This is a genomic window from Parvibaculum sp. (assembly GCF_035511255.1).
Lineage (GTDB): Bacteria > Pseudomonadota > Alphaproteobacteria > Parvibaculales > Parvibaculaceae > Parvibaculum.
The window spans coordinates 1-4,449 of the sequence record NZ_DATKFR010000352.1 but is presented as its reverse complement, the minus strand read 5'-3'; the positions used below and the strand labels follow the sequence as shown (position 1 = coordinate 4,449).

The window sequence follows — 4,449 nt, the reverse complement described above, 5'->3', positions numbered from 1 at the left end:
GGCTGAAGGATCGCGAAGTACCAGAAGAAAAGCTGCAGCAGCAGCGGCACGTTGCGCAGCGTCTCGACATAGGCGGCGGCAAGTTTGGCGACCAGCCAGTTGGTCGAAAGCCGCGCCACGCCGACGACGAAGCCAAGCAGCACGGCGAGCACGGTGCCGAGCGCCGCCACCAGCAACGTGTTGCAGAGACCGACGAGGAAGGCGCGGCCGTAGCTCGACTCTTCCGAATAGGGGATCAGCGTCTGAACGACGCCGAAGCCCGCCGTGTTGCTCAGAAAGCCGAAGCCGGTCGCGATGTGCTGACGCGCCAGATTCGCATGCGCCGTCGCGGCGAAATACCAGAGCACGCCGATCGTCAGGGCGAGCACCGCCGCCTGCCAGACCAGCGCGCGCGTCCGCGGATTGCTCCATGACCAGCGCGGGACGCGCGACGCGGTGCCTTGTTTGCCGGACACGCTCACCTCTCAGCGGATCGGCGGCGCATACATGACGCCGCCGTTTCTCCACAGCGCATTGAGGCCGCGCGGAATGCCGAGCGGCGTCTTCGTGCCGACATTGCGCTCGAACATCTCGCCGTAATTGCCGACCGCTCGCAGCGCGTCGGCAGCCCAGGCATTCGACAGGCCGAGCGGCTCGCCGAACTTGCCCTCGGTGCCAAGCAGGCGGCGCACTTCGGGGCTCGGGCTCGTCATCTGCTGGTCGATATTGGCCGCCGTCACGCCGAGCTCCTCGGCGTCGATCAGCGCGAAAAGTGTCCAGCGCACGATGTCCTCCCATTGCGGGTCGCCCTGCCGGACCAGAGGCCCGAGAGGTTCCTTCGAGATCACCTCCGGCAGGACCAGATGCTCGTCCGGCGTCTTCAGGATCAGGCGCTGCGCGTGAAGCCCCGAGGCATCGGTCGTATAGGCGTCGCAGCGGCCATTGTCATAGGCGCTCAGCGCCTCCTCGTTCTTCTCGAAGGGCAGCACCTTGTAGCTCATCTTCTGGCCGCGGAAATAATCGGCGAGATTGAGCTCGGTCGTCGTGCCGGTCTGGGTGCAGATGGTGGCGCCGTTGAGCTGCGCGGCGCTGGTGATACCGGAACTCTTTTTAACGATGAAGCCCTGACCGTCGTAATAGATCACGCCCGCGAAGTTGAAGCCGAGCGAGGTGTCCCGCGACATGGTCCAGGTCGTGTTGCGCGACAGGACATCGACTTCGCCGGATTGCAGCGCCGTGAAGCGATCCTTGGCGTTCAGGGGCCGGTATTTGACCTTCTCGGGATCGCCGAAGACGGCGGCGGCGATCGCCTTGCAGAAATCGACGTCGATGCCGGTCCAGACACCCTTGTCGTCCGGGTTCGAGAAGCCCGGCAGGCCCTGGCTGACGCCGCATTGCAGATAGCCGCGGGCGCGGATCTGCGCCAGCGTCGAACCGGTCGGGCCCGTGCTTGCAGCGGGCGCCGTCCGGGATTGGCCGGCCTGCTGCGTGGGCTGTCCCCCGCCCCTGCCCGAAGACGGCCCCGGCAGGAAGAAGTAGAGAACGCCCGCACCGACCAGCAGGCCGAAAACGAAGGGAAATATCCGGGATGCGAGACTGCTTCTTCTGGCCATGGGGCGGGACTTTTCTCTCCGCTCCCTTTGCCAGGGAGCGCGGCTTGAATGCTATGCTTCGGGCGATTTGGGAAATGCCCGCTCGATGGTCCAGACTAACCGCATCGCGCCGTGGCGCAATGCCGGAAGCATGTGCCGAAACTTTGATGAATTGACCAGTGACCAGTAGCCGTGAATTAAGATGAAGCCAAAGCAGGATACGCTGATCGTCACGGCCGGACGGGACCCGGATGCCCAGTTCGGCGTCGTCAACACGCCCGTCTATCGGGCCTCGACGATTCTCTTCCCGACGGTCGAGGCGCTGAAGACGAAGAATCAGCCCTATACCTATGGCCGGCGCGGGACGCCGACCCACGCCGCGCTGCAGGAAGCGATTGCCTTGCTCGAGGGCGGCGCAAAGACCGTGCTGACGCCGTCAGGCCTCGCGGCCGTGACCACGGCGCTGACGGCCTTCCTGCGGACCGGCGATCATCTGCTGATGACGGACAGCGTCTACGGGCCGTCGCGGCATTTCTGCGACACGATCCTGAAGCGCAATGGCGTCGAGATCGATTATTACGATCCAACCGTCGGTGCAGGCATTTCCGCGCTGATGAAGCCGAACACCAAAGTCGTCTTCGCGGAATCGCCTGGCTCGATCACCTTCGAGGTGCAGGATATTCCAGCGCTGGCGGAGGCGGCCCATGCGGGCGGCGCGAAGCTCATTATCGACAACACATGGGCCTCGCCGTTCTACTTCAAGCCCTTCGAGCATGGCGCCGACGTCTCGATCCAGGCGATCACCAAATATCTCGGCGGTCATTCCGACGTGATGATGGGCTCGATCACGGCGACCGGGGATGCGGCCAAGACGGTGCTTGCCGCGCACGGTGCCATCGGCATGGCGGTGTCGGCGGACGACGTCTTCCTCGTGCTGCGCGGCATGCGTACGCTGTCCGTCCGTCTTGAGCGGCACATGAAGACCGGCCTCACTCTCGCCCGCTGGCTCGAGGCCCGGCCCGAGGTCGCGCGCGTCATCCACCCGGCGCTCCCGAGCCATCCGGACCATGCACTCTGGAAGCGCGACTTCACTGGTGCAAGTGGCCTCTTCGGCCTCGTGTTGAACCCCTGCAGCGACGCGGCGCTTAGCGCCATGCTCGACAATCTCGACTATTACGGCATGGGCTGGTCCTGGGGCGGCTACGAAAGCCTGATCGTGCCGCAGGACCTGAAAGGCATCCGCACCGTCACCCCTGATGCCCATCAGGGCCCGCTGCTGCGCATCCATGCCGGGCTCGAAGATCCTGATGACCTGATCGCCGATCTGGACGCCGGTTTCGCGCGTCTCAACGCGGCGAATGGCTGAACGATGACCGATGCGTGGCTCACGCCGGGCGAAGCACAGGCGCTGTGGCTGTCGCTGAAGACGGGCATCGTCGGTACGGCGATCTCCCTGCCGCCCGGCATCGCGATAGCCTGGGTGCTGGCCCGCAAGAATTTTGCCGGCAAGCTCGCACTCGACGGGCTCGTGCATATGCCGCTGGTGCTGCCGCCTGTCGTCACGGGGTATCTGCTACTGCTGCTCTTCGGTCATAATGGCGCGCTTGGCCATTTCTTCGAGACCTATCTGGGTTTCACGCTTGCCTTCAACTGGAAAGGCGCGGCGCTCGCCTCGGCCGTGATGGGCTTTCCCCTCCTCGTGCGCGCGATCCGTCTCGCCTTCGAAACCGTCGATCCCAAACTCGAAGCGGCGGCGCGCACGCTTGGCGCCGGACCGATGGACATATTCACGAGCATCACACTGCCGCTCGTCACGCCGGGTCTCATCGCGGGCACATTGCTCGGCTTTGCCCGCGCGCTCGGCGAGTTCGGCGCGACCATCACCTTCGTCGCCAACATCCCGGGCGAAACACAGACGCTGCCCATCGCGCTCTACAGCGCGCTCCAGGTGCCCGACGGCGAAATCCACGCGTTGCGGTTCGTCGGCCTCTCGATCCTCCTTGCCATCGGTGCCCTTGCCGCATCTGAATATTTCGCGCAGGCACAGCAGCGACGGATCAGGGGCGCCTCATGACTCTCAGCGTCAGGATCGCGCGCCGTGTCGAAGCCTTCACCCTCGACGTCGCTTTCGAGGCCGGAAGCGGCGTCACCGGCATCGTCGGTCCTTCCGGCGCCGGCAAGACCGTGACGCTCGAAGCCATCGCCGGTCTCACGCGGCCGGAGAGCGGGCATATCGCGCTCGACGGCGAGACGTTCCTCGACACGGCGCAGGGCATCTTCATGCCACCCGAAAAGCGGCGCGTCGGCTATGTCTTTCAGGAGGCGCGGCTCTTTCCGCATCTCAGCGTCGGTGAAAATCTCGACTACGGCGCCCGGCGACGCGGCGGCCAAGCCGGCATGGCGCGTGCGGAGGTCGTCGATCTCCTCGGCATCGGTGCCCTGCTCGATCGGCGCCCTCATCGTCTCTCTGGCGGCGAGGCGCAACGTGTCGCCATCGGTCGCGCGCTTCTTTCGGCGCCGCGGCTCCTTCTGATGGACGAACCGCTGGCGAGTCTCGACATTCGCCGCCGTCGCGAGATCATGCCTTTCCTCGACGCGCTGCACCGCCGGCTCGATCTGCCGATCCTCTTCGTCAGCCACAATATCGACGAGATCGTGCGGCTCGCCGACCGCGTGCTCGTGTTGCATGGTGGGCGCATCGCCGCGGCTGGCGGCGTCGCCGCTGTGCTGAATCGTCTCGATGTGCAGGCTCTCATTCTCGGCGAGGATGGCGGCGCGACCGATCCGGCCACCATCATCGAGGCGCGGATCGCACGGCATGACGAAGCACATCATCTGACCGAGCTCGACATTGGCGGTGCAACGCTGGTGCTATCGC

The 4,449-nt window shown here is 65.2% G+C and carries 5 protein-coding genes; 3 read left to right on the top strand and 2 right to left on the bottom strand.

Annotated features, from left to right (window positions below):
- Together VMR03_RS13630 and VMR03_RS13625 are read right to left on the bottom strand one after the other, a co-directional pair.
- On the bottom strand, positions 1-455 hold a 455-nt coding region (locus VMR03_RS13630), incomplete at its 3' end, for an ABC transporter permease subunit (RefSeq protein ID WP_325406119.1).
- A gap of 9 nt (positions 456-464) precedes the next feature.
- Positions 465-1,592: an amino acid ABC transporter substrate-binding protein gene (locus VMR03_RS13625; protein WP_325406117.1), complete on the bottom strand. Its 1,128-nt coding sequence runs from the start codon at positions 1,590-1,592 to the stop codon at positions 465-467.
- A 181-nt stretch (positions 1,593-1,773) separates the two neighbouring features.
- Between VMR03_RS13625 and metC the strand changes: the two genes are divergently transcribed.
- The 3 genes from metC to modC form a co-directional block, all read left to right on the top strand.
- A complete protein-coding gene (metC, locus tag VMR03_RS13620; protein WP_325406114.1) occupies positions 1,774-2,937 on the top strand; it encodes a cystathionine beta-lyase in 1,164 nt (387 codons plus the stop codon).
- Between the two features lie 3 nt (positions 2,938-2,940).
- The gene (modB, locus tag VMR03_RS13615; RefSeq protein WP_325406112.1) at positions 2,941-3,645 is read left to right on the top strand and encodes a molybdate ABC transporter permease subunit; all 705 of its coding nucleotides are present in this window, start codon (positions 2,941-2,943) and stop codon (positions 3,643-3,645) included.
- The coding region (gene modC, locus VMR03_RS13610; protein WP_325406110.1) for a molybdenum ABC transporter ATP-binding protein at positions 3,642-4,449 on the top strand (808 nt) is incomplete at its 3' end. The genes modB and modC, both read left to right, overlap by 4 nt.